Raw genomic sequence first — 22,759 nt, 5'->3', positions numbered from 1 at the left:
AGGCACGGACCGCCGCCGCGTGTCAAGCAAGCCGTCATCGGGCTCACCGGTTGATACCGAAATACGTCCCCCCAGGCCGTATCCCGGAAACGTTGCCGAAATGACGAAGGGGGGCGAGAACGGCGGGATAAGAAGGGAACGGAAGGAGGTCCACGGGAGCCGACTCTTTGCCGGTCTCCCCCCGAGGCGAACACGATCCTGGCGAAGGAAAAGGGGACCAGCTACTTTAGGTAGAAAAAGGTTACAAGGTAGCGTCCGTTGCTGAAATGGTGAAGTAAACGGTCGCCCCATTGCCCAGCTCGCTTTCGGCCCACACCCGCCCTCCGTGGCGACGGATGATCCGTTCCACCGTGGCAAGACCTATCCCGAAACCGATGACTTTCTCGGCGCCAGGGAGACGTTGGAACGGGACAAAGAGTCGATCCGCGCCCTCCTTTACAAAACCACTGCCATTGTCCCGGACGAAATAAGCAGGCACCCCGTCGATATCGGCTACCCCGAACTCAATGACTGCCTTCTCTTGCTCTCTGGTGTACTTCCAGGCATTGCCGAGGAGGTTATCCAGGACCAAGCGCAGCAGGCTCGCATCCGCATAGACCTTGAGGCCATCGGCGATCCGGAAGTCCATCGGTCGCTCGGGCTCAGTCTGTACAAGCTCCGCAACCGCCTCATGGGCCATCTTGCTAAGGTCAACCTCGACTCGGAGCGGTTCGACGTACCCAATACGTGAGAAATCGAGCAGCGCACCAATGAGTTTGTCCATCCGCAAAGTGACCTTTTGGATACTCTCGATGTCAGCCTTGGATTCCCCTACGCGATCCTGGTCATACTTCAATATAATTTTCTGGCAGATCAAGCTGAGAATGTTCAACGGTTGGCGCAGATCGTGGGCAACGGTGAAATTAAACGACTCCAGTTCCTTGTTGCTGACCTCCAACTCGGCAGCTCGCACCGCAAGGACGGCGTTCAGTCTCTGAATCTCCTCCTCTGCCTGCTTGAGATCAGAGATATCCTGGCACACTACCAAAATATTGAGCGAACCGTGTGCGTCGTAAACCGCCTGTGCTATTTCTAGCACCCACACCCGGGAGCCATTTTTCCGGACTATCTGGAACTGTAACCGGTGCACCTGATTGGGGTTCTTGAGACACCACCGCAACTGCTCGGCCACTGAGGGGGAGTCATCTTTGTGGACCAGAACCAGCACCGACTTGCCCTCCAGTTCGGCTGGGATATAGCCCAGAAATTGGGCACCCATCGGGCTGACTTGAAGCATAGCCAACTCGGCATTGAGGGTAAACAGCATGCTTGGGTTGTTAGCAAACAAGGTGCGATAGTAATCGTCGCTGGCGCGTGAAACATCTTCTGTTTCCTTGGGTCCGGCGATGTCGCGTGTCACGTTGGAGAATCCCTGCAGGTTCCCTTCTGCATCGTGTAGTGCGGCAATTATCACTTCGGCCCAGAACCTCCCCCCATCCTTGCGGACCCGCCACCCCTGGTCCGTCGTCTGCCCCTGGGTGGTGGCAATCTTGAGCTGTTCCTCGGGCTTGCCGGCGCGTATGTCTTCGTCGGTATAAAAACAGGAGAAATGTTTGCCGATGATCTCCTCGACCCGATATCCTTCCAGGATCTCAGCTCCCGTATTCCAACTCTGGACGTGTCCGGATATATCAAGCGTGTAAATCGCGAAATGTCTCAGTCGTTCAACGTGTGGCCGGAATTTGTTGTCTTCCCTTGGGTCTGCTTGTTCCGGGCGTAGGCCGGGTATTGCCATGGTTTTCTCCTAAGACCAGGTTGCCGGGTCGGGCAATCCTGGACCGATGCAGTTGGAAAGGCCGGGAAATAATGGAAGCTAAATATTACCATGGCGCGAGGGGGGGGATCAACCAAACGGACCTACGCGGACGCTGCCGAGTCTAAAAATAGGTGAACCGTGGGCAAGGGAAGCTCGGCGACAGGCAGGTTTGCGATCTGCGACTGGATTGGGACTCTTTCGGTATCTCGAAATAATTATTTTTTGCTTAAAGTGTCGGCGCCTGTCGCACCTAGTTTTTCCCTGAGACCCAATCCCTAAAACGTAATGTCATTCCCAGTTCTCTCCGGTACTAGTTCACCATCCAGAGTTCTTTACTTCATTCTGCGTCCATTCTTAACAACTGACAAAACTTCGTTAGCAAATAGGTTTTACGGCCGGACGGTAAAATACCGTATACATCATGGCCGGCGGCTAAAGTCATAACACTTTCCTCCGAAATGACAATAACAGAAACATGGGCCGCGCATAAACAGACAGGAGGAACAAGGTGAATAATTGGACTATTGGCAAGCGGTTGACTGGCGCATTCGCGGTCATAATCGCACTGTTTGTGGCAAGTATTGTGTACACCTCGTCGGAGTTCAGCAAGATCCAAAAAAGCGGTATGCACATTTCGGATGCCAACCTGCCGAAGATCACCCTGATAACCAATGCCGCCAACGCGATTCAAAACATCACGCGCAATGTGGCCCTGTTTGCCGCCATTCAGGATCCGGATGTCCGCAAGGCCACCCGGGAAGCCATCGAAGTCGAGCGGACGATTTATCGCGACGCGATGAAAAAACTGGAGGATACGCCGGTAGCCGACACGCCGGCCGGCAAGAAGTACAAGGAGCAGCTGTCCGCCTTCAAGGATGCCATCAAGGAGTGCTCTGCGCTCAACAACAACGTGATAGAAGCGGCGTCCTCCGGACACCAGGAGAACACGGTGCGGGCCCTCAAGGCGGCGATGCCGGCTCTGGTTCGAGTCAACGAGACCTCCTTGGGGCTTTTGAAGTCCCAGCAGGACGCGGTAGCCGGTCGGATCAAAAACGACATTATCGGTGCCCTCGGGGAGGCGCGCACCGCGCTCACGGTGATCGGCTTCCTGGTGATCGCCATTTCGACCCTGGCCGCCTTCCTGCTCATCCGGAGCATCATGAAACCGGTCACCACCTTGGCCGAAATCTCTTCCCAGCTCACCGCCGGGAGCCAGGAGCTTTCCTCCAGCGCCCAGATCATGTCCCAGGGCGCCACTGAGCAGGCGGCAGCCGCGGAGGAGGCCTCTTCCAGCATGGAACAGATGTCTTCCAACATCCGCCAGAACGCCGACAACGCCGCCCAGACCGAAAAAATCGCGATCAAATCGGCCGAGGCTGCCAAGGAAGGGGGGAAAGCGGTGGAGGCGACGGTCGGCGCCATGAAGGAGATCGCCTCCAAGATCAACATCATCGAGGAAATCGCCCGGCAGACCAACCTTTTGGCCCTCAATGCCGCGATCGAGGCGGCCCGCGCCGGCGAGCACGGCAAGGGGTTTGCGGTGGTGGCCAGCGAGGTGAGAAAGCTCGCGGAGAGAAGCCAGCGTGCGGCGGGCGAGATCTCGGAACTTTCCTCCAACAGCGTCGACGTTGCCATAAAGGCGGGTGAACTCCTCAGCCGGATGGTGCCCGACATCCAGAAGACGGCCGAACTGGTCCAGGAGATAAGCATCTCCAGCCGGGAGCAGGACACCGGCGCCGAGCAGATCAACAAGGCGATCCAGCAGTTGGACCAGATCATTCAGCAAAATGCCAGCGCGGCCGAGGAGATGTCCTCCACGGCCGAGGAACTGGCTGCTCAGGCAGTCCAGATGCAAGACGCGATGACCATCTTCAAGGCGGATGCCGGGAGTGAGGTCAACCTCTCCGGCAAACTGCCGCCGGCACGGATCCGGCCCACCCAGACGAGAACGGCAATAGTTGCGAAGCGGAGTGCACCGACGGTCAGCCCCGAAGGGGTCGCACTGCAAATGGACGAAAAGTTTGAGCGGTACTAGCTCAGAGATGGTGGCGGCTCGGCGATCCCCAGACAAAGGCTGAGGGTGACGCCTGGTTCAAGGACGAAAGCTGAAACAGAAAGGGGTCAAACGCCGGTGCGTTTGACCCCTTTGCGGTAAGGTGCCGCGAATTATTTGGTGGAGGGGCGTCAGCTTTTGCCGCAAAGGTGGGATTCATTTTCTGGAAGGGACGGCGCCAGGGTGGCGTTGCTAAGTTGTTAACTTCTCAGGGGATGGCTGCGGGGATGCTGCTGGAGGTCGGGGGGGACGGGAAGGCTACTGCGGGGCGGTTTCACCTTGATCTTTGAATATGACGATGCGGAACTCGGCGCCGCCGGTTATGTTGCATGCCGTCAGGGAGCCCCCCATGTTCTTCTCGATGATGGTTTTCGACATGAAGAGGCCGACTCCCGTCCCCTTGTCGGGCCCCTTGGTGGTGAAGTACGGCTCGAAAATCCGGTCCACGATCTCCTCCGGAATGCCGCCGGCGTTATCGGTAACGGTGATGACCGTTTGCGCCCCTTCCGCCGTGACGTTGACCCTGATGCACGGGTCCGGAACGGCCCGTTCCACCAGGGCGTCCCTGGCGTTGACCAGTAAATTCAAAATGACCTGCAGAAATTCGTTGGGGTATCCATACAAGGTCGGGTCACCGGCTGTGTCCGAGGTGACCTCGAACCGTATCTGTTGCGTCTTCAGGCTCTCGCCGAGCAGGGAGGTCGCCTTCTCGATCGTTTCCAGGATGCAGAACTCCGTTTTTTCCTTGTCCAGCTTGAAATAGTTTCGGAAGTCGTCGATGGTCTTGGACATGTACTGGATCGTTTCCAGCATCTTGCCGACGTTGGTCTCCAGCTGTCCACCGGTAAAGACCCCTTTCTGGTGGGAGAACCTAAGTTCCTGGGCCAAAAGTCCCAGCATGTTGAGCGGTTGCCGCCACTGGTGGGCTATGTTGCCGATCATCTCGCCCATTGCCGCCAGACGCCCCTGGTGCAACATCATCAGCTCTTTTTGGCGCAGCTCCGCCTGGGCCGTGAGTCGTTCGGTGGTTTCCTCGTTGAGTTTTTGCTCCATGCGCCGCCGTTCGTCGATCTCACTCCGCAGCTTCTCGATGATCTTTCTCAACCCGGCGGTTCTTTCGGCAACCTTTTCGGTCAGCGACTCATTGGTGGACTGGAGTGCCTGTCGGGCCGCGTTGCGTTCGGTAACGTCGAACCCGGAGCCGATGTAGCCCAGGAGCTCCCCGTCCGAGGCGAGCCGTGGTGCACCGGAGACCGCGACCCAGCCATAGCCCCCGTCCCGGCGCCGCAGTCGGAATTCGAGCGAAAAACGCTGGCACGCCTTTCGGGCAAACCGGAAGGTCTCCAGACACCGCTCCAGATCTTCCGGGTGCACCGACCGTTGCCAACCGTCCCCCAACTCATCCTCCAGGGTTCGCCCGCCGTAGTCCAACCACGCCTTGTTCACGAAGATCACCCTGATGTCCGGATCCGATTCCCAGATCATCACCGGGGCGTGGTCGGCCATGAGCCGGAAACGCTGCTCGCTTTCCCGTAACGCATCTTCGGCCCGCTTGCGCTCGGAAAGGTCGGTTACCAGGCTGAGCAGATGCTTCTTCCCCTGGATATCGATCACCACCGCGGAATAGAGGGCCAGGAAATCTTTCCCATCCTTGTCTTTCATGGTCATTTCGATATCGCGCACCTCTCCCGTTTTCATCAGCTCGTCGATGACCGCGGCGCGCTGAGCGGCATCCTTCCAGATGCCGAACTGGTCGTGTCTCACTCCAATGACTTCCCGCCGGGAGTAGCCGCTCATCCGTTCGGCGGCCTCGTTTATTTCCACAAAAACCCCGTCTGCCAGGGTGCTGATGGTCATCCCGACCGGGGCCAGGTTGAACACCCTGGCGAATTTGTCCTCCGAGGCGAGCAGTTGCTCCTCGGCGTTTTTGCGCTCGTTGATGTCCACCATGACGGCAATGAAGTAATCCGGACGCTGGTACTGGTCCCGCACCAAGGTTACGCTCAGGCTCACCCATACGACGGCCCCGTCCTTGCGCAGCACCCGTTTTATGAAGGTGTAGTCGGAGAGTTCCCCGGCCAGGACGCGCTGGATCAGCTCCAGGTGGGGTTCCAGGTCATCCGGGTGCGTCACCTGGATGATGTTCATGTGGCCCAGCTCGTCCATTGGGTAGCCCAGGATATCGCAGAGTTTCTGATTTATGAGAAGCCAGCGCCCCTCCAGGTCGACCTGGGCGATGCCGACCGCAGCCAGGTTGAAGATGGCGTGGAACCGCTCCTCACTGGCCCTCAGCTTCTCCTCGGCCCGCTTGCGGGCGGTGATGTTCTGGCACACGACCAACAGGCTCAGCTCGCCTTCCGGCGACTTGATGCCCTGCACGGTCTCCTCGACCCACAGCACGGTCCCGTCTTTGCGGATTTTGCGGAACTCCCAACGGTAGACCACATCCGGATGCTGCAGGCTGCTCTCCAACTGTTCCCGCACTGCGGCGCGGTCTTCCTCGAAGAAGAGCATCAGCACCGGATAACCTGCCAATTCTTCACCCGAGTACCCCAGGTGAAGCAGGCAGGCGGGGTTGGCCGAACGGATCCTCAGCGCACGGTCCACGGTAAGGATCATGGTCGGGTTGTCACGGTAAAGGGCCCGGTAGCGCCCCTCGCTCTCAACCAGTTCCGCGTTGATTCCTTCCGGTTTGGGCGGGGCACCGCCATGGACGCGGGCCTTTACCCGGTCTCTTTTTCCTCTTTTTGAATCTGGCATCAGACCTACCTGCCTCTGGGCAACATTCGCCGTGGGGACGCCAACGGTAAATGAGAAATGCCTTACCTGTGTCATTGTGGCAGTATTTTCATGTAATTTCAAAAGTTACCCCGCGGAGCCGGAGGGGGGGCGGTGGCCACCAAACCAAAAGGGGACCGGTCGCTTCGAGGAAGTTGCCCGTCCCCCTTGTTTGCCACCAGGACACCCTCAGTTCCTTTTGGTCCTCAGCCCCTTCATCGCTTCGCCAAGGGATATCCAGCCGATCTTCGTTTTACGTATCTAATCCCCCGGATTGAGCGTAACGTGACGATGGAGCCTCACCGCTGCGTGAAATTTGAGGAGTACCGACTCGAGGTGGCATAGATGACCGACCAAATGACGGCGCAAAAGTGGTACCGAATGACCCTGGAACAGCAGATTGGCTGGCTGACCGACCGCGGTGCGACTCCGCCGCAACTACACGATGACCGGGATTCCTGGACGAGGGACTGGGTGTTGAGGGAAACATCCAGAGACGCGGACGGCACGCGAGCTCTTGCTGAGAAGGGCGATGTCGTAAGACGATGGGTGCATTAGAAACGAGACGGGCAGAGGGATGGACGTTTACCATCATCAGGTTGGCGAGGATGGCCACCCAAACGGAGGGAATACCATGAGCATTGTATTGGAAATCGGCATTATGGGCGGGTTATTTGTTGCTGCGTTGTTTCTGCTTAACCGAGGCCCCAGCGATAAGGAGTTCGGCCTGCGCAAACCGGACTGCAAAGGCAAATGATCCGGACCTCCCCCTCCCAAGGCAAAGGTGGGGGCGGTAGTTTGCGCGAACGGACCCGATCTGAGAGAGGAGACCTCCAGGGCAGCTCCATGGAGACCGGCAGTTCAAGCCGGTTTTTCTCCGGTATCGGTGAATATCCAAGGCACTGAGCAGGGGACAGGGCAAGGCTGTCCCCCTTGCGGTTATCGTCTTTTTAGCGGAGCGGGGTCGGTAATGGTAATTACCACTGCCGTCGCAACGATTTTCCGGGCGGACGCACGTCTTCGTTTTCGTGGCGCATTTCTCCGCCTCGACGCGGTCAATGTCGTTACCGGCCTCGGTAACGATAATTACCACGGTCGGTAAGGGTGATTACCACGGACGGTAACCACTGATTGGCGAATCGGGAAAAGGACGAACATCCGGGGCGTTTTGCCGCGGATGACAGCGCTTTCCGGGTTGAGCCTGGGTGCCCACCAAATACAAAAGCCCCCTGCACGATGGTGCAGGGGGCTTTTTGCTGCTGGAAAGGCCTGGCCGCTTCAGGTCACGTCGCGAGGAACTGGTAGGGAGCGGACCACACCCCGGCCCCGGCCTCATTCACGATACGGACCCGCAGGAAGTAGAATTGACCGAGGGTGAAGCCGGTCAATTCCGCTCGCGGCCCCGAGAAAAGTCCGTGGCTCCCCCAGTTCTCTTCCACCGTCGGATCCCCGCTGGTGGAGTGTGCCTCAAGACATGCTCCGGCGATCTTCTTCCAGGCCAGCAGAAGAGAGGCGGCGGAGCTCCCTTTCTTCAGCGAAAGGGGAGGGGGATCCATGAGACCGATCTTCGTGTTTCTCCGGCCGGGCGCCTTGGCAAGCGGAAAGCCGGTGCTTTGGAGCGCCTCGAGGTTGCCATCGGCAACGACTTCGAAATGGCGGGCAAGCTTCTTGAATTTGTTGGTGATCTGATCGTCGAGCTTGTTCCGGTAGGCGATCTTCACGCGGTCCATGGTTTTTGCTTCGATGTCGGCCTTTTCCAAAGCAGCGATCCCGTCCGCGAGCTCCGCAGTGGAGGCGTACCCAGGAGGAAAAGGCTCCTGGATGAAGGGGCTCCCCTGAATTTGTGCCAGCAGGTACTTCAAGCGGGCAATTTTCTTGGTGGTGCTTGTTTTCGGGAAAGAGACACGAAGTCGGATGTCCATACGAGAACCCCCATCAATTGGAGTTTTTTAACGAGAAGGAGTGTAGCCGTCGTTTTCCGCCTTTGCAACCGTCGCGGTCAAAAAAACTCGTAGGGCCCTTAGGGAAAAACCCGAGGACCGGTAAAGGAAAAGGGGAGAGGCTACTTTAGGTAGAAAAGTAGTCTCTCCCCTTTTTCATCCCTGCCCCCCTGCTTCACGCCGAGCGTGGGGACGAAGGCGGAGAAGCAAGGCTCTTTCCAACATCGGAAGGACCTGGCGGGATCCTGGCAACGCAGGATAGGGTACTCGGGGTTACCGTGGGAGGACGAACCAGACCCTCGTGCCGTCCCCGTTGCTTGAGGCGCCGACGGAACCGCCATGAGCCTCGATCAATTCCTTCACAATTGCCAGCCCGATCCCGGCACCGCCGGCATCCCGGGAACGGGATCGGTCACCGCGGAAGAAACGTTCGAATACGAAAGGGATATCCTCCTGGGAAATGGCTCCCCCACGGTTTATGAAGGTGGTTTTTACCCCGTCGTCGCAGGGCGCGGTGATGATGGTGACGGTTCCTTCTTCGGGAGAATATTTCCACGCGTTGTCAACGAGGTTGCGGATCGCCTGCATCAGTTTGTCCTGGTCTGCCGATACCAGTTCGGTACCGGGTTCCAGCCGCCAGTCGACGCGCATCCCCTTCTGCTCGAAGTTGGGCCGGTAGAGATCCATGATCTGCCTGAGCAACTGATGCAGTGATACTTCCCGCAGCGCGAGGAAAGCCCGCGCCGCATCGGCACGGGCCAGTTGTTGAAGGTCCTCGACGAGGTGTACCAGCCTCAGCACCTCCTGTTCGAGCATTCGGAAGGTTTTCTCCGTCGGCTGGATCACGGAATCGCTGAGCCCCTCCAGGTAGCCGCGCAAGTTGGTGAGCGGGGTGCGCAACTCGTGGGCGATGTCGGCCACCATGTTCTTGCGCAACCGCTCCACCTTTTCCAGGTTGTCCGCCATCCTGTTGAATTCGGTCGCCAGCCTTCCTGCCTCGTAGCGCGAGACGACGTCGACCCTTTCGGAGAAGTTCCCCTCGGCAAGTTGCCTGGTTACCGTCGCCATCTGCGAGAGAGGGCGCAGCGCCCACCGGATCAGGAGATAGCTGAGGATCGCGGAGACGACAGCGCCGAGCAGGGCGGTCCGAATCACATAGGTCCTGATCTGTTCGAGGAAGAGGGCATGGGCGTCGGCGGCGAGGTCCGGCGCGATGGCGACTGCCTTGGTGTACTGTTCGCTCGCGTCTCGAATGGTACTCCAGAGCCCCAAGAACATGAGCAAGAGAACCAGGAGGAGATGGCTGATCAAAAGTTGCCAGAGCAGCCGCTGTCTCATGTTCCGGCCCCTGCTTCCGCCTCGTCGCAGAAACGGTAACCGTATCCGCGCACGGTGATGATGAACCTGGGATGTCCCGGGTCCTGCTCGATCTTTTGCCGAAGCTTTCCGATGTGCACGTCGATCACCCGGTCGATGACCGCTTCTCCATTGCTGTAAAAGTGGTTCAGCAATTGTTCGCGGGAAAAGGCCCGGCCCGGTGCGCTCATCAGGGCCAGGAGAAGCTTGTATTCCGAACCGGTGAGGGAGACCGATTCCCGGTTCAGGGTTACTTTGCGCTTGTCCGGGTCGAGCTCGAGCCCTTGGCAAGAAAGCAGGGTGCGGGTGGGACGCGGATTGCTGCGGCGCAGGATCGCCTTCACCCGTTCCACGAGTTCACGCGGGCTGAAGGGTTTGACAACGTAATCGTCGGCACCGATGGCGAGGCCGGCGACCCGGTCCGCTTCCTCTTCCCGTGCGGTAAGCATCAGGATCGGGACATCGGAGCTCTTGCGCAGGGTGCGACAGATTTCCCAGCCGTCCAAGCCGGGAAGCATGATGTCGAGGATGATCAGAAGCGGGTCGGCATCGGCAGCTGCGTCCAGGGCCAAAGCGCCGTCGTGGACGACTACGGTGGAGAATCCTTCCTTTTCCAGGTATGCCGCAACCAGTGCCGTGGTATTGCAATCGTCCTCGACGATCAGCACGGTGCCCTTGTCTCCAATGCCCATAAAAGCCCGCCCTTGGTATTTCTAGTCTGACTTGTCCCACCCTAACCCAGGAGGAGAAGAGCCGTCAATAGCTAGAGCCGGTTGCCGCGATGCTCGGATGTCCCGGGGGAGCTTCCGAACCGGCGAAGTCGAACTGTTCCCCGTAGTCCCGCATCATCAGGCGAAAGGCACTCAGCATGTAGGATTTCATCGGCCCCTCTTCCCACTGCAAGACCTCTTGCACCTTCTTGCCGTAAAACCGCATGTAGCAGAGTCCCAGCGCGTCGGTTATCTCGGGCATGCTCATCCGGTCGGGTTCGATGATCGGGGTGACGAGGTTGTACTTGGCGTAGTCGTACACCCGAATCCGTTCCTGCACTTCCTGGTAGATCGGGGTAAAGGGGAACGGCGTGAATACGGGAAAAACGGCGATGTCGGGATTCAGCTCAACAGCAGCCTCGATGGTCTTTTCGATGGAATCCCAACTCTCCTGCGGCAGTCCGATCATGAAAGAGGCTTCGGTCATGATCCCCGCCTCCCGAAGCAGGTCCACCGCCCGCTTGTTCATGGCGAAATCGGTCCCCTTGTTCAAGGCATCGAGCACCTGGTCGTCGCCGCTTTCGGCTCCGAGGTAGATGTGGAAGATCCCCGCGGCGCGGTACTTGTCCAGGATGTCGGCGTCCCTGATGATGTCTTCGACGCGGGTTTCGATGAGAAGCCTTACCCCCAGATTCCTCTCGATGAGAAGATCGAGGTATGCCTCCCACCGGTCCCGATGCTTGGTGGGATAGGGATCGATCAGGGTGAAGTAGCTGACGCCGTAGTTTTCGATGAGGTGCTCCATCTCTTCGACCACCTTTTCCGGTTTGCGGCAACGCCAGTCGTCGCGCCAAAAAAGCCGCTGACTGCAGAAGGCGCAACCCATGTCGCAGCCGCGGGAGGTGAGGATGGAGGCCATGGTCCCCTGCGGTTCGACCTGGTAGACGTAGTCGTTCCAGTCCAGGAGGTGCCACGCCGGCTGGAGCCTGTCCAGCTCAAGAATATGCGGTTGCCTTTGGTTGGCGATAACAGAAGCGCCCTCGCGGTAGGCCACCCCTTTCACCGCCTTCCCCTTCCCTTGCGGCAGTGCCTGGAGCAGCTCCTTGAGGATGAGCTCCGGCTCTCCACAGAAGATGAAATCGACCGGGTTATTCTCGTCCTGCAGGATCTCCTCATACATGAAGGTGGGGTGGGGCCCGCCAAGCAGCGTGACGATGGACGGGTTCACCTCCTTGGCCAAAGCCAGGACCTGGAGGGCGGCGGGAACGGTAGCGGTGCTTATGGCACCGGTGACCGGAAGATAATCGAGGGTTACCACGATGTCGGGCTGGTGCCGGGCAATTTCCTTCTTTACGTCGTCAAAGGAGTGTTTTTTGTTCATGGCGTCGTAGATGACAGCCTGGTTTCCCGTTTCCAATGTGACGCCGGCGAGATACGCCATCAGCAGTGGCGGCCAGGTGCCGATGACCTGTACCCCCCAACAAAAATATGGTGCCGTGACAAACAGGACTTTGCTCATGGTGATTCTCCTTGGTGCTCGGTATCGTTGGTAACCCGAACCAGGAGGTACCATGCCGAGATCAAGAAGAAATAATTGAACCGTAATGATTTGGTAAAGAGAGGACAGCGGGGAGGGAAACAGGGGTGAAACCCGGTTACCGAGGCAAGGTTCGCATCTGCGGAGGGGGACGTTGTTAAGATGTTAACTTCATGCAGAGGTCGGTCGGAATGGTGATTCGGATGCAGATCGAGCATCGTTCAAAGAAAGACCGCCGACAAGATTTGTATCCTGTCGGCCGTTCACTTATCGAGGAACTGCGTAGGTTGATCGTCGGTACGAGATGCGCATCTTAATTTCTTAACAACGTCCCCTCGGGGCTGCTTTCTCCGCCTCCTCTCATGGCCCCGTGCCCTCCCCGGCGTATTCCCGGCCATCTTCCGGACCGATATACACGTCGAGGCTCCCGCGGTAAAGTATAAGGCGGCCGCTGTTGAGGGGGGCTGTCGCGGCGTGGGTGTATCCTCGTGCGGAGGTGCAGTCGGTACTTTATGCAGGCTCACGAATGCGCTGCAACGCCCAACAGCGCATTCCAAGTCAATCCTGCACCACGGCCTGGATAGCAATGAAGGGGTATATTAAAATCCCGCCGCGGCTAGGTGTGAATCATGAAATCTCTGGTCCTAATAGTCGTTGCGCTATCTGCAATCTTTCAGTTTATTGCCGCGTTCATGGCTATACGTCTGATCCGCGTCAGTGGTCGGCTTGTCGCCTGGGTATTTCTGGCAGTCGGCTTTCTCGTTATGGGAATGCGCCGTGCTGTTACAATTACCCATATTGGGGAGGGTCTATCACGGGGCGACATGCCTGCTGAAATTTTAGCTTTGCTGATATCTCTGCTCTTACTCTGTGGCATCTCGATGATCGGCCCTCTTTTTTCCAGAATAAACCATGAGCAGAACGAATTGGCTAAAATTCACCAGGAACTGGTTGAGAATGAAATACGTTATCGGACAGTTGCGGACTTTACCTCTGACTGGGAATTCTGGCTGGCCCCCGATCATACCTTCAAGTACATTTCCCCTTCCTGCGAGGAATTATCTGGTTACACACCGGAGGACTTTTATCGCTCCCCTCAACTAATGTCAGAGATAATCCATCCTGAAGATTTACCTCGCTACCGAAGCCACACCCACAATATTCGGGAAAACGGCCTGCCTGAGCCGATTGATTTTCGTATCATCACCCGTGACGGTCAGGAACGTTGGATTGCACATGTCTGCCGGCCGGTGGTTGGCACAGATGGGGTGCCTCTCGGGCAGCGTGCCAGCAACCGCGATATCACGGAGCGAAAGAGGGTTGAGGCGGAGCTCCGGAAAAGCGAACAGCGCTTCCGGGAACTCAACGAGGCACTTGAACAGCGCATCGCCGAGCGCGAGCAGGCCGAACGGGAACTTCGGGAGCAGGAGGGGAGGTTGCGCATGGTCCTGGAGACGCTCCCCGTTGGAGTCTGGATCGTCGATGCCGAGGGAGTCATCGTTTTTGGCAATCAGGCCGGCCAAAGAATTTGGTCCGGTGCCCAATATGTCGGTGTTGAGCAGTACGACAAATACAAGGGATGGTGGAGTAATACCGGAGTGCGCATCGAGCCGGAGAAGTGGGGTGCCGCCCGTGCCGTAACTCGGGGCGACACTTCGCTCAATGAAGAGATCGACATTGAATGCTTCGACGGCGCGCGTAAGACGATTCTCCATTCCGCCGTCCCCCTGCGCGATGCCGGCCAGCGGATCACGGGCGCTGTCATCATCAACCAGGACATCTCCTACCGCAAGCAGGCCGAACAGGCGCTGATGCGCAGAGAGGCGGATTTGAGAAGGGCGCAGGAGATCGCAAAAATTGGCAGTTGGACGTATGCCATGGCAGACGAAATTTGGTGGTCCGACGAGCTGTACCGGATTTACGGGGTTTCGCCGGAAACCTTTATCCCGACGATCGGGTCATTCCTCAACCTGATTCATCCTGACGACCGAGCTGCAATGGAAACCTGGATGCAAGCCTGCTCGGCAGATGAAAATCCGGGTGAATTGGTGTTCCGCATAATCTGGCCAGACGGTACGATCCGTTTTATCAGTGGTCGGGGCGAACTGGTCCATGACCTTCAGACTGGACTCCATATGGCCGGCACCGGGCAGGACATCACTGAGCGCAAGCAGGCCGAGAAGGCTCTCGCCGAAAGTGAAAGCGCTTTTCGCGCGACCTTCGAACAGGCTGCGGTCGGCATGGCCCGAATGGCACCTGACGGGCGCTGGTTGCTGGTTAATCAACGGCTTTGTGATGTCGTCGGCTACTCACGGGATGAGCTACTAGGCCTACGCCTTCAGGATATAACGTATCCCGATGAACTTGATTCCGTTCTCGGCAATATGCGGGAAATGCTGGCTGGGAACCTCGATACCTTCTCGATGGAGAAGCGCTATATCCGTAAAGATGATAGCGTCGTCTGGATTAACCTCACCGTGGGGTTGGTTCGGGACTGTGCCGGAGCACCGGACTATTTTACCTGCGTCGTGGAAGACATCTCCATGCGCAAGCGCGCCGAAGAGGCTCTGACTGAAAAACAGCGTCTGCTGGAAGAACTCAACCTGAACCTGGAGCGGCGTATTGCAGATGCGGTGTCGGATTTGCGTGAAAAGGACCGGATCTTGATGCTGCAAGGTCGTCAAGCCGCCATGGGGGAGATGATCGGCAATATCGCCCACCAATGGCGCCAGCCGCTCAACACGCTGGGGCTGATCGTGCAGGAATTGCTGATAACCTATGGCCGTGAAGAATTCAGCAAGGAAATCCTTAAGGCCAATGTAGAGAAAGCCATGGGGCTGATATCGCATATGTCTAAAACCATCGAAGACTTCCGAAACTACTTCAAGCCGGACAAGGAAAAGATTCTGTTCAATGTCAACCAAGCTGTCGCCAAGACCTTGTCTCTTGTCGAGCCGAGTTTGAAACGCCTTGAAATAACGATGGATGTGATTGAAAAAGCTGATGCCGAAATTAGCGGATACGCAAATGAATACTCACAGGTGCTGCTCAATATCCTGCTCAATTGTCGGGATGCCTTTGAGGTGGGTCCAAGAGACAGGGCGCGGGTCATCGCAATCACGATATTCACCGATCACGGCAGGTCAGTGGTAACCATTGCCGACAATGCAGGAGGCATTCCCGACAATATTATTCACAAGATTTTCGATCCGTATTTCACCACCAAGGACCCCGATAAAGGAACCGGCATCGGATTATACATGGCGAAAACCATCATAGAGAAAAACATGGGCGGAAGGCTTACCGTGCGCAACACAGGGGATGGTGCAGAATTCAGGATTGAGGTCTGATAGCTGGATACTATCCACACAGGAGGCTCCAAGGGACGTTGTTAAGATCTTAACTTTTTAGGGAGGACTTTAGAGTACGGGCGGAGGGCCCGGCCTACACATTTGACAAACTGAGCGAGGAAAGAAAGGGGGGGTGGCGCTTGCGTCTGTCCCCCTCTTTCTTTTCGTGAAGACGAAGAACGTGCGAAGGGACAGCCTGTGCGCGAAATCCGCCTTGGTTGACCGCTGCTAACGTAAGCAACTGCGGCAGATAAAACAAAGGCTTCGACCGGCACTTGGCGTGCCAGCCGAAGCCTTGGCGAAGGCTGGTGGAGATGAACGGGATCGAACCGTCGACCTATGCGTTGCGAACGCATCGCTCTCCCAGCTGAGCTACATCCCCATTTATTCGCTTTTCTGAAGGATTCCCTTATACCTCAATGGCTTCGGGTTGGAAAGGAAAATTTAACGTGTCAACGGCAATGGTTGAGGGAGCGGGGGGAAGGATTGTGGCTCACAAAGAGCAAATCCCCCTCCCCAGTCTATACACCCTTCGCAAAGGGGGGAACGCAAGTAGCCTCGCCTAGCCTAGCTGCCCAGCGGGAGGATGATCTTGAACTCTACGCCGTCGCCGGGCTGGTTGTTTACCAGGATCTTGCCGCCGTGGTTGGTGATGATCCGGTTCGCAATGGGAAGCCCTAACCCGGTCCCGCGCTCCTTGGTCGTGTAAAACGGCGTGAAGATGTTGTTCAACGATTCGAGCGGAATCCCGCCGCCGGTGTCCTTTACCTTTACGCAGACCGCACTGGCTCCCTCAAGCTTGGCGGCCTCGCTGATTACCGTCAGCTTCCCTCCCTCCTGCATCACGTCGACCGCGTTCAAGAAGAGGTTGATGAACACCTGCATCAACTGCTGGCCGTCTCCCATCAGGACCGGGCGCTCGCTGTTGTTGAAATGGCTCGATACCTGGATCCGGTGTTCCTCAAGCGATGGGGTGACCACGGCCAGCGACTCCTTCACGATCTCGGTGACGTTGCAGGGGGCGTAGCAGATGGTCGCCTTCTTGGCGAAGAGGAGGATCTCGGAAAGGACGTTTTCCAGCCGGATCACCTCGCGCACGATGAGGTCGGCGTTCTCCCACTCGCCGGAACCCTTGGGGAGCTTCTTCTTCAGCCGACTGGCGAAACCGCCGATGGAGACCAGCGGCCCCTTGAGCTCGTGGGCGATGCCGGTCGCGACCTCGCCGATCGCCGCCAGACGCTCTTTCTGCAAAAGGTGCTGCTGGGTCTCGAAAAGCTGGCGGTTGGTGTCCTCGATCTTGTTGTAGAGCATCGAGTTCTCGATCGCCATCCCCGCCTGGTTGGTGAAAAGCTGCAGGAAGCGGAGGTCTTCGGCGCCGATGTGGGTGCCGGACAGGGCGTTGTCCACCACGACCACCCCGACCACTTGCCCGTGGGCGATGAGCGGAGAAACCGCGAAGGCGGAAAGCGGTGGATCTATTTGGGCCAACAGGTCGCTTTGGGGTTCGGGGACGAAGATCAGTCGCTTTTCCAGTACGGCGCGGGCGCCGACGTTGGCGGTGTCCCCCAGGTCGAGCCGGATGCTGCGCACCTGGCGGCTGAACTCGCAGTCGCGCTGCGCCGCCATCTCTTCCTCGGTGATGTCCCAGTGGCTGGCCAGAAGGTCGCCGCGCCGGCCGGCAGCGGAGCCCAATGACAGGGTGGAATCGTTGCACACCCCGAGCATTCCGAGCAGGACCCCGGAGCGCTCGTTGGTGAGAAAGAGCATGGCACGGTCGAAGAAATGGGTCGGCCCGGAAGTGAGCGCGGTCAGGGTGAGGTGGATCAGCTTGTTGAGCTTGATGGTGGAGAGCATGGTGTTGCTCATCCGGTAGAGGAGGGAGAGCTCCTTCAGCTTCTTGTCCTTTTCGGTGAAGAAGCTGGAGATGCGGCCCGAACTGATCGCCTCGGCAAAGGCGCTGGAGAGCACCTTCACCAGGGATTCGGCAATGGTCCGCTCTTCCGACCCGGCAAGCTCGGGGCCGCCGAAGAAGGTGAAGGTCCCCATGATGTTGCCGTCGAAGCTCAGAGGAAGCGCCAGCACGTGGAAAACCGCATCGTCCGGCGCGGTCTGGTCGTCCTGGGGAAGCCCGCTCTGCAGCGCGGCCTGGGCCACGAGCTCTTCGGCTTGCAGCAGCCGGGGCAGGTGGGGGCGCAGCTCGCTGCGGCATCCCTTGAAGATGCGGGTCCCTCCCGCGCCCCCTTCGTTCAGCCGGACCACGGCGCACGCGGCGAGACCGGAACTGGTGCAGGCGCGGATCAGGCGCGGCAAGAGCTGGGTCGGCGGCAGCGGCGGGTTGAGGAGCTTGCCGAGTTCGGCGATGACCGGAACACTGCGCCGGCTCCGGGTTGCCTGGTCCTGCAGGCGCATCCCCTCAAGGATCAGTCCCAGGATCGGGAGATACCCCTTCACCTTCCGATTGACGGCGGGAGCGATGGTGCCGGAGACCGAAGCGACACTGAGGGTGCCGATCAGGCGCGCCCCTTCCAGAAGCGGCAGTACGAGGAATTCGTTTTCCCCTTCCCGGCGCGGTTCTTCCGGGTGGAGCTCGGCGGACGTGCCGCGCAGGGCGCTCCGGGTGGAGGCACAGCGACCGGCGCAGCCTGAGCCGAAGGGAATCAGGCAGGGGGTGGTGGCCCCGGGATTGTCAGCGGTGAAGAAACGGTTGAGGTGGGTGCGGTCCGAATCGGTGAGAAAAAGGGTAGCTGAGGAAAAGCCGAGGGCGTGCGCCATGTGCTTGAGCACAGCGCCAAGACGTGCGGGATGGGAGCGGCCGGGGGCGTTTGCGAGGCGCAACGCGCCCTCCAGAAGGTTTTGTCCTTTCCGGCCAGCCATGAAGACTCCCGCGGAGTGTTAGTTGCAAGAGAGGAAAAGGGTCAGGGCATCCTTTCCTTCTTCTCCTGTTCCATCTTGCAGTCGATGCAGAGGGTGGTGACCGGCCGAGCCTTGAGCCGCGCTTCGCTGATGTCCTCCTCGCAGACTTCGCAGATGCCGAAGGTCCCGGCGTCGATGCGTGCCAGCGCCTCCTGGATCTTGTTGATCAGCTTGCGCTCCCGATCGCGGATGCGCAGTTCGAAGGTGCGGTCCGACTCCTGGGTGGCCCGGTCGGTCGGGTCGGGGAAGTTCGTCACGTCGGAGTTCATCTCGGTGACGGTCTTTCCGGCCTCTTCAAGCAGCGACCGTTTTTCCTCCAGCAGGATACCTCTGAAATACTCGAGCTTTTCTGCGTTCATGAGACCCTTCCTCTTGCTTAAAAAAACAATTCCTTATTAGAGAGGATTTTGCAGGATTAGTAAAGAAAAATTTTCGTTACGGTCTTCTGAAGTCAGCCGAGAATCGCCTGCAAAGCCTCATTGAGATCGCTGACTCCGACGATCTCCACCCCTTCCACACCCCGCTTCGGTACGTTTCCTTTGGGGACGATGGCGCGGGTGAATCCATGCTTCGCCCCTTCCTTCAGTCGGGCCTCACCGTTTGATACCGGCCGGATTTCGCCGGACAGTCCCACCTCCCCGAACACCAGCAGCTCGTGCGACAGGGCGCGGTTGCGCAGACTCGAGGCGATGGCCAGGGTCACCGCCAGGTCGGCGCTCGTCTCCAGCACCCGGATCCCGCCGACCACGTTCACGAAGACGTCCTGGTCCGAGACCACCAGACCGCCGTGCTTGGTGAGGACGGCGAGGATCATCGCGATCCGGTTGTTGTCGAGCCCGATGCCGAGCCGGCGCGGCGTGCCGTACTGCGCCTCCACCACCAGCGACTGTATCTCGACCAGCAGCGGCCGGGTCCCCTCCCAAAGGACACTGATCAGGCTTCCCGGGGCGATGCTTTCGGAGCGGGAGAGAAAGATCGCCGATGGGTTGCGCACCTCGCGCAGCCCCTGCTCGGTCATGGCGAAGACCCCGAGTTCGTTCACCGCCCCGAAGCGGTTTTTGGTGGTCCGCATCAGGCGGTACCGGGCGTCCTCGGTGGAGGAGAGCATGATCTGCGTGTCCACCATGTGGGACAGGGTCATCGGACCGGCGAGGGACGAATCCTTGGTGACGTGGCCGACCATGATCAGGACCACGCCGTTGGTTTTGGCGTACCGGGTGAGAGTCGCGGCGCTTTCGCGCACCTGGGAGACCCCGCCCGGGGCGGAGTCGACCGATTCGGTCTGCATGACCTGGATCGAATCGATCACCAGCACCTGGGGACGCTCGCTCCCCGCCACGTCGAGGACCCGCTCCACCGAGCACTCGGCGAGCATCTTGACCCGGTCGGTGGCAAGCCCGAGCCTTTTGGCCCGCGCCGCGATCTGCTGCAGCGACTCCTCGCCGGAGACGTAGAGAACTTCCCGTTCGCGGGCGGCGTGGCACATGGTCTGGAGCAAGATGGTGCTCTTGCCGGCGCCAGGATCGCCGCCGATGAGGATCACCGACCCGGGGACGAAGCCGCCCCCCAGAACCCGGTCCAGCTCGATCGAGCCGCTGGTGAAGCGCGGTTCATCGGCGCAGGAGACCTCGGAGAGGAGCATCACCGCCGAGGTGGCGCCGGAGAAGCCGGCAGCCGCGTCGCTGCGGCCGGCCGGGCCGAGCCGGACCTCCTTGATGGTGCTCCAGGCGCCGCAGGCGGTGCAGTGTCCCTGCCATTTCGGGTAAACCGCCCCGCAGTCCGTACAGACGTGCCCCGTTTTCGTCTTTACCTTCGCCATATTCCCCTTGCGGCAGCCGTATACAGTAAACGGAGCGTATCCCGGATAGTAGTACCATTACACCGATATTGTCAATAACTACGGGGAAGTGGGAGAGAGCAGGCAAAGAGGGATGGGCAATGAACGAAGATCCTTGAAACTGCGTGGTAAAGGGGTGCGCACCTTGCCGCATTACTTCATTACTCAATGCATCACTCAGAGGCAAATCCCCCCCTGCCCCCCTTCGCAAAGGGGGGAGTTTAAGGTGTTGCCCGGACACCTGACACCTGATTCCGCTATGAGAGTTTTAGGCATGGTCCGGACCCCCGGAACCTGGTTCGCCGACCCCGCTGTAGCAGTAAGTTGGATGGCCACCGCGTGCCCACGCGGAACCGATGGTGGTCGGTCGGTGGGCAGAGGGCTGCCCACCTTGCGCATTACTGCATTACTCAATGCATCACTAGAGGCAAATCCCCCCCTGCCCCCCTTCGCAAAGGGGGGAGTTTAAGGTGTTGCCCGGACACCTGACACCTGATTCCTGACACCTGATTCCGCTATGAGAGTTTCAGGCATGGTCCGGACCCCCGGAACCTGGTTCGTCGACCCCGCTGTAGCAGTAAGTTGGATGGCCACCCCGTGCCCACGCGGAACCGATGGTGGTCGGTCGGTGGGCAGAGGGGTACGCACCTTGCGCATTACTCAATGCATCACTAGAGGCAAATCGCCCCCAGCCCCCCTTCGCAAAGGGGGGAGTTTAAGGTGTTGCCCCCGACCCCCGACCCCTGCTGTTACGTCTTGCGGAACTGGAGCGGGTTACTTTTTGGTGTGGTCGAACTTTCCCTGCAACAGCCGGCCTTCTTACATCCTGGAGGGTCTTTTCGCTTGCTTTTCGCGCCGTTTTGCCGGAAGATGCGCGAGTTTGACCCGCCGCTTCGAGGAGTAGCAATGAACCGGAAAGTTAAAGCAATCGTGTTGTCGGCCTTCGTCCTGCCGGGACTGGGACAACTGGTCCTCGGGCGTAAGGTGAAGGGCGGGATCATGATCCTGCTGGACAACATCTTCATCCTGGGCGCCCTTTTCGTGGCGCTCCGGGCCATGGGGAAACTGATGCTTGCCGGCCGCAGCAGCGCCCCGGATCCGGAGAAGATCCTGCAGGCGATCCAGCAGGATTCGCCTGCCGCGCGCTGGCTTTTGGCGGGGTTCATCGTGGTCTGGCTTTACGGGATCGTCGACGCCGTCCTGGACAAGGAAACGGTAAATACGCATTGAAGTATTGATTTGCAGTATTGCTTTGACAAACGCCGTTATCTCGTGCGATAAGTGACAGGATTTTGCCCCTAAACCGCCGGATATACTAGGTCCGCGAACCACCGTTCGGAAGCGGTCCCAGGAGACGCCGGAGGGGGACCGAGCTCCTGCAGAGCCAGTCCTGTTCTTGGAAGATCAGTCGGGCCGCGAACTGCGGCACCGGAATGCTTTTGGTGACATCAGGTCAGTGGAAAGGAGTTGAACATGCTGCATGCTGAAATCTTGGGAACCGGCGGTTTCGTACCGGCGAAAGTGGTCCCGAATGCCTTCTTTAATTACTTGGTCGAGGAGGACGCCGACTCCTGGATCCACTCCCGTACTGGCATCAAGGAGCGTCGCTTCGCCGAGCCGGAACAGTCCACCTCGGATCTCGCCACCCAGGCGGCGCTGCTGGCGCTGGAAAGTGCGAAGATGAGCCCGGCGGAGATCGACTGCCTCATCGTAGCCACGTCGACCCCGGACATGATCCTTCCGGCTACCGCGTGCATGGTCCAGAAGAACATCGGGGCGGAGAACGCCTTTGCTTTCGACATGAACGCCGTCTGCTCCAGCTTCATCTACGGTCTGGAACTCTGCGACAACCTGATCCGTTCCGGCAAATACCGCCGGGTTCTGCTGATCGGCGCCGACACCTATTCCAAGGTGCTCGACTTTGACGACAAGGGGACGGCTCCCCTGTTCGGCGATGGCGCGGGCGCGGTGATCTTCGGGGCGACCGAAAGCGGCCGCGGCATCCTGCAGACCGTGATGAAGAGCGACGGCAAGGGGTGGGAGCTGATCCAGGTCCCCTCTTCCGGTTCGCGCTGCCCGGTGACCGCCGAAACCATCGCCAAGAAGGAGAACACCTTCAAGATGGCCGGCAAGAGCGTTTTCTCCTTCGCGACCAACGTGATCCCGAGCATCATCGAGGACCTCTCCACCAAGGGGAAGGTGACCCTGGACCAGATCGACCACATCATCCCGCACCAGGCGAACGTCCGGATCATCGACTTCATCTCCAAGAAGACCGGGATCCCCAAGGAGAAGTTCCTGCTCAACCTGGACCGCTACGGCAACACCGCCGCGGCTTCGGTCGGCCTGGCTCTCGACGAGAACCGTCGCAACGGCAAGATCAAAGACGGCCAGCTGGTGCTCCTCATGGGCTTCGGCGGCGGCCTCTCCTGGGGCGGCGCGCTGATCCAGTTTTAAAAAAAAGGGGCTGGCGATCAGTTGCCAGTGAAT

13 protein-coding genes, 1 tRNA gene and 2 pseudogenes are annotated in these 22,759 nt (G+C 58.8%); 6 read left to right on the top strand and 10 right to left on the bottom strand.

From position 1 onward, the window contains the following. Positions 1-241: 241 nt before the first annotated feature. Complete coding sequence (locus tag JFN93_RS13705; RefSeq protein WP_199384657.1) at positions 242-1,774, bottom strand: sensor histidine kinase; 1,533 nt, start codon at positions 1,772-1,774, stop codon at positions 242-244. A gap of 529 nt (positions 1,775-2,303) precedes the next feature. Between JFN93_RS13705 and JFN93_RS26105 the strand changes: the two are divergent. Further along, positions 2,304-2,825: pseudogene (locus JFN93_RS26105) on the top strand (MCP four helix bundle domain-containing protein); the annotation flags it as partial. A 174-nt stretch (positions 2,826-2,999) separates the two neighbouring features. After that, positions 3,000-3,830 (top strand): annotated as a pseudogene (locus JFN93_RS26100) (methyl-accepting chemotaxis protein); the annotation flags it as partial. A gap of 276 nt (positions 3,831-4,106) precedes the next feature. On the opposite strand, the gene JFN93_RS13695 reads toward JFN93_RS26100, so the two are convergent. Next, entirely contained in the window at positions 4,107-6,608 is a 2,502-nt protein-coding gene (locus JFN93_RS13695) for a PAS domain-containing sensor histidine kinase (RefSeq protein WP_199384655.1), read from the bottom strand. A gap of 652 nt (positions 6,609-7,260) precedes the next feature. On the opposite strand from JFN93_RS13695, the gene JFN93_RS25815 reads away from it, so the two are divergent. Then, entirely contained in the window at positions 7,261-7,383 is a 123-nt protein-coding gene (locus JFN93_RS25815) for a hypothetical protein (protein ID WP_268898819.1), read from the top strand. A gap of 526 nt (positions 7,384-7,909) precedes the next feature. On the opposite strand, the gene JFN93_RS13690 is transcribed toward JFN93_RS25815, so the two are convergent. The 4 genes from JFN93_RS13690 to JFN93_RS13675 form a co-directional block, all read right to left on the bottom strand. Then, positions 7,910-8,548 carry a hypothetical protein gene (locus JFN93_RS13690; protein ID WP_199384654.1) on the bottom strand — a complete coding sequence of 213 codons (639 nt, stop codon included), beginning with the start codon at positions 8,546-8,548 and terminating at the stop codon, positions 7,910-7,912. Between the two features lie 291 nt (positions 8,549-8,839). Beyond that, positions 8,840-9,904, bottom strand: a complete 1,065-nt coding sequence (locus JFN93_RS13685) for a sensor histidine kinase (protein ID WP_199384653.1) — start codon at positions 9,902-9,904, stop codon at positions 8,840-8,842. Continuing rightward, complete coding sequence (locus JFN93_RS13680) at positions 9,901-10,614, bottom strand: response regulator (RefSeq protein ID WP_199384652.1); 714 nt, start codon at positions 10,612-10,614, stop codon at positions 9,901-9,903. Before JFN93_RS13680 ends, JFN93_RS13685 begins: the two co-directional genes overlap by 4 nt. A 64-nt stretch (positions 10,615-10,678) precedes the next feature. After that, positions 10,679-12,151 carry a B12-binding domain-containing radical SAM protein gene (locus tag JFN93_RS13675; RefSeq protein WP_199384651.1) on the bottom strand — a complete coding sequence of 491 codons (1,473 nt, stop codon included), beginning with the start codon at positions 12,149-12,151 and terminating at the stop codon, positions 10,679-10,681. A 647-nt stretch (positions 12,152-12,798) separates the two neighbouring features. Between JFN93_RS13675 and JFN93_RS13670 the strand changes: the two genes are divergently transcribed. After that, positions 12,799-15,519 carry a PAS domain-containing sensor histidine kinase gene (locus JFN93_RS13670; protein ID WP_199384650.1) on the top strand — a complete coding sequence of 907 codons (2,721 nt, stop codon included), beginning with the start codon at positions 12,799-12,801 and terminating at the stop codon, positions 15,517-15,519. A gap of 306 nt (positions 15,520-15,825) precedes the next feature. Here JFN93_RS13670 and JFN93_RS13665 read toward each other — a convergent pair. The 4 genes from JFN93_RS13665 to radA form a co-directional block, all read right to left on the bottom strand. After that, a tRNA-Ala gene (locus tag JFN93_RS13665) sits at positions 15,826-15,901 on the bottom strand. Positions 15,902-16,086: 185 nt separating this feature from the next. Continuing rightward, positions 16,087-18,393: an ATP-binding protein gene (locus JFN93_RS13660; protein ID WP_199384649.1), complete on the bottom strand. Its 2,307-nt coding sequence runs from the start codon at positions 18,391-18,393 to the stop codon at positions 16,087-16,089. A 41-nt stretch (positions 18,394-18,434) separates the two neighbouring features. After that, positions 18,435-18,791: an RNA polymerase-binding protein DksA gene (gene dksA / locus JFN93_RS13655; RefSeq protein WP_199384648.1), complete on the bottom strand. Its 357-nt coding sequence runs from the start codon at positions 18,789-18,791 to the stop codon at positions 18,435-18,437. A 92-nt stretch (positions 18,792-18,883) separates the two neighbouring features. Beyond that, the gene (gene radA / locus JFN93_RS13650; protein WP_199384647.1) at positions 18,884-20,251 is read right to left on the bottom strand and encodes a DNA repair protein RadA; all 1,368 of its coding nucleotides are present in this window, start codon (positions 20,249-20,251) and stop codon (positions 18,884-18,886) included. A gap of 924 nt (positions 20,252-21,175) precedes the next feature. Between radA and JFN93_RS13645 the strand changes: the two genes are divergently transcribed. After that, positions 21,176-21,499 carry a hypothetical protein gene (locus JFN93_RS13645; protein ID WP_199384646.1) on the top strand — a complete coding sequence of 108 codons (324 nt, stop codon included), beginning with the start codon at positions 21,176-21,178 and terminating at the stop codon, positions 21,497-21,499. Positions 21,500-21,742: 243 nt separating this feature from the next. Then, entirely contained in the window at positions 21,743-22,726 is a 984-nt protein-coding gene (locus JFN93_RS13640; protein WP_199384645.1) for a beta-ketoacyl-ACP synthase III, read from the top strand. Positions 22,727-22,759 lie beyond the last annotated feature (33 nt).

Origin of the sequence: Geomesophilobacter sediminis (genome assembly GCF_016458275.1) — a bacterium.
GTDB classification, from domain to species: domain Bacteria; phylum Desulfobacterota; class Desulfuromonadia; order Geobacterales; family Geobacteraceae; genus Geomesophilobacter; species Geomesophilobacter sediminis.
This window is presented reverse-complemented; position numbering and strand designations above follow the sequence as displayed.